Genomic DNA, 4,167 nt, shown 5'->3' with positions numbered 1-4,167 from the left:
AAAGGATCAGCACAGGCTTGCCCTTCCAAATCTTCCAGACAACTGAGATCTGGGCAGGTGCCATTTGCAATACTATAATAGGTAGAGAAACCTTCGGGGCGGCGGATCGTGAAGGTGTAAATATCATCCTGGTTCATGTCGGTGAGAGGAAACTCCCCAGGAGCCTCAAAGCTATTGAGCCAGTAGACTCCTTCTGGTGAAGTAGCTACCGGAGCCATGTTGACATTAAAAGTGATATCTACAGAATCCGCAGGAGGAAAACAAGCTGCCAATTGGCACTCTCCAAAACAAAGGTTAAGAACCGTGTCTGAAGTAAGCGGTCCGAAATAGCGGAAATTGTTCTGGTCAGGGTTAGCGCAAGGTTGCCCGCTCAAGTCTTCGTAGCAGGTGGTTCCAGGACAATTACTGCCATTGGTGAAACTGTAATAGGTCGTGAAAGTCTCTGGTAGATCAAAGAAGTTGCTGTAGATGCCATCTCCGTCTCCATCATAAAGAGGAGTTGCACCAGGAAGGCCAAAGAAATCACCAATAATGAAAACCCCAGTAGGGTTGAGGTCTTCATTGGACATGTTCAGGTTGATCTGTAGCCGGAAGGTATCAATAGGAGCAAAACAACTATCGGTATTGCAGACGCCAAAACAGGCACTCAGCATGGTGTCCTGTGTCAGAGGAGGTAAAAAGCGATAGTAATTATTGGCTTCGTCTGTGCAACCTTGTCCACTAAGGTCTTCTAGACAGCCGACATCATCGCAGTCACCGTTGGTAAAAGTGTAGTAATCAGAAAAGTTCTCGGCGAGGTTAATGCTTAGCTCAAAAATGCCATCGCCGTCGGGATCATTCATGGGGATTCCTTGAGAACTGGAGCCAAGTCCACGGATAAAAATACTTTCTAAGTCTTCATCAAGGGGTGCAGCGTTTAGGGTGAAGCTAACCATAAAGCTATCTACGGTAGACTGGCAAGGTAAGCCTTCGCAAATCCCAAAACAAAGGTTAATGTTGGTGTCGCTGAAGGTAGGAGGCAGGACACGCTCAAAGTTCATGGTGAGATTGTCACATCCTTCTTCACTCAGGTCTTCCTCACAACTTTCATCTGGACAAATACCATTTTTAATGGTATAAAAACCACTAAAACCAGGCTCTTCCCAAAACGAAACACTGTACTGGTTATCCTGAAAAGGAGAATACATGAGCTTGTGACGGGTAGTACCATCACTGTCGGTCATTTTGATAAATACTCCTTGAGCGCTTGCCTCCTGGAAGCTCATGTCTACCGTAAAGGAAACACGAACGCGATCTTCCTCACCTTGGATTAAGGTATGCCGTTGGTTGATAGCTAAGTCAAAAAAGGATTCCGAATCGCCCCCAGGCCAGGTAACTATTACACTATCGATCGAAGTATAGCTGGCTAAACCAAAATGGGCGGTTACACTGTTTTGGGAAGCGTGGCTGCCACCGCCACTGATTTCCCTCAAAAGAACTAAGTCATCTACAAAAACGCTAACTTTTGCCCCAATGGCATCACGGTTAGCTTGGGTGCCTTGTAGCTTGAATTGAATCCAGTTATTATCATTCTCGAGGTCGTTACGGTAGAACCTGACGTGGGCGTCTGGAAAAGGGCTGCTAGCCATTACGTTTACAAAAACGTCAATGTCACCATCATTGTCAAAGTCAGAATAGGCAAGGCCTCTACATTTTTCGGGTGTGTTGAACCCGGAAATATCAGAGATGTCAGTAAAGGTATTATTCCCATTGTTGTAATAAAGCTTATTAGGATCAATACTATCAGTCGCGATAAACTCAGATGCAGGAATGTAACCGTTAGAAACAAATAAATCTTCGTAAAGATTATTGTCAACATCAGCAAAGGCGGTACCCCAGCTGGTTACGAGCAAGTTGTTGTTAGTGCTGGTGTTGGTGACGCCTGCCGGCTCAGCTATATTGGTAAATAAGCCATTACCATCATTGTTCAGTAAAGCATTGGCCCCCAGATTAGAGACGTAATAGTCAAGATCCTGATCCAGGTCATAGTCTCCAACGGCAATGCCCATACCGTAGAAGCCAATATTGATGCCGTTTCCCATGGGGATGGTGTTAAATACGCCCGTGGTCAGGTTGTTTACATACATTTGGTTGGTCTCCACAAATTCGCCGAAATCGTTTGCAAGATATAAGTCATCATCACCGTCCATGTCATAGTCGGTGTTTACAATGGCTAATCCACATCCAGGGTCCGCAAGATTGAGTTGGTCAGCTACTTGGGTAAAGGTAGAGTTGCCGTTGTTGTGGTAAAATAAATTGTCGTAGCAGTCATGGTCAAAGCCATTGAGGACGCCATCTTCATCATAAGTAAACCTTATGCGGTCGACATAATTGACAACATACAAGTCTAGGAACCCATCCTGGTCGTGGTCTAAAAAAGTAGCACTTACGGAGCGGGATGCATCACCCAGGTTGGCCAGTGGTGCAATTTCTTGGAATGTCCCGTCGCCCAGGTTTTTATAAAGAAGATTACGTTTGTTAGGCGATATGGAGTTCAGGAAACCAAAAGTAGTTACAAAAATATCCCGATAGCCGTCATTGTCAATATCGCCGATCGTTACGCCAGTAGTAAAATAGGTGGCTGTTAACTGAAGGCCACTCGCTTCGGTTACATCCGTAAAGGTGCCGTCGCCATCATTGCGATAAAGCCTGTCTGATAACTTTCCACCGGTGAAGTAAAGATCATCATCACCATCATTGTCAAAGTCAAAAAAGGCAGCGCCGCCGCCTATACTGTTCCAGTCTTCAAAGTAATGCTCCATTCCCAACTCTTCACTGATCTCTGAGAATTGTTGTCCAGAGATAGAACCACAAAAATATAGCGTGATGAATAAAAAAGATAGAAGTGAGTAGTAGTGCTTCATTGTTTCGAAATTCTTATGAATAAATATTAGTGAGGGTAGGGCACTGATAAAATAAAAGAGGTTGAGTAAATTCTGCTCAGCTCTTCTGTTGTTAAATAAAGACTTATTGGATGATTAATTTCTTAATTAGCTTGATTCCTTCTATTTCTAAGCTTACCCAGTAAATGCCAGCGGGCAAATCATTTGTGGAAATTAATAGCTCATCGTCCTCTGCTGCTAACTCAAACTGTTCGACAACTTGCCCTACAGCGTTGATAAGCCTAATTTGTTTGCGAGCCCAAGGAGCATTTCGGCAAATTAAATGACTGTAATTTTTTGCAGGATTAGGCTGCAATTCGAAAATCAACAGGTCGGTCAAAGCTTGATCTACCTCATCAATGATGCATTCAATACACTCATTGAAACAAACCGTATCCAGTATTATGGGTTGTTCTTCGATAACCAAGAGAGGTCTCTGTCGGATGTCATCAACTATTTCGCTACAGTCGTTTAAAACATCCTCCTCTAGTGTTTCTGTAATTCCTTCACCAGGTGTTCCATTCACAAAGCGATAGTAGTAATTACCCGGATTGACAGACAAGGTCGTTGTCCAAAAAGAACTGCCACCGCTGTTGGTCATGAGGAATTCATTATTGGCAAGACCAAAATCACCGATCAAGTATACGCCAGCAGCATCCGTTTCGCTAGTAAGCATATCCACCGTGAAAATTACTTCGACAGGAGCTGGCGGCAGCGTACAATCCAAATCAGGAATACACTCAGCAAAGCAGGTGTTGATAATGGTATCCTGCGTTACGGGCGATAACCAACGGTTATTATTGGCGTTTGGTGGGCCGCAATCTTGTCCTGTAAGGTCTTCTTTACAACTTAAGTCTGGGCACAGTCCATTCGTAAAGCTATAAAAGCTACTGAAACCTTCTGGGATCGTCAGGTTGATGGAGTATACGCCGTCGCCATCAGTGTCGTCCATTGGGTTGATGCCAGGGGCACCAAAAGCGCCTTCTACAAGGTAGACCCCCTCTGTGGCGACGTCGACAGCAGCCATATTGACGTTGATTTGAATATCCACGGAATCAATGGGCGGAATACAATTGATGGTGTCACAACTGCCAAAGCAGAGGTTCAATATCGTATCACTATAAACGGGATCAAGCAAACGATAATTGAGCTCGAAAGGATCAGCACAGGCTTGCCCTTCCAAATCTTCCAGACAACTGAGATCTGGGCAGGTGCCATTTGCAATACTATAATAGGTAGAGAAACC

2 protein-coding genes are annotated in these 4,167 nt (G+C 44.4%); both read right to left on the bottom strand.

Annotated elements, in window-relative coordinates:
• A partial coding sequence (locus tag A3EU_RS31855; protein WP_044086831.1) for a CRTAC1 family protein occupies window positions 1-2,903 on the bottom strand: 2,903 nt, incomplete at its 3' end.
• A gap of 103 nt (window positions 2,904-3,006) precedes the next feature.
• A partial coding sequence (locus tag A3EU_RS31850) for a T9SS type A sorting domain-containing protein (protein ID WP_044086827.1) occupies window positions 3,007-4,167 on the bottom strand: 1,161 nt, incomplete at its 5' end.

It is taken from the genome of Lewinella cohaerens DSM 23179 (genome assembly GCF_000379805.1).
GTDB classification, from domain to species: Bacteria; Bacteroidota; Bacteroidia; order Chitinophagales; family Saprospiraceae; genus Lewinella; species Lewinella cohaerens.
This window is presented reverse-complemented; position numbering and strand designations above follow the sequence as displayed.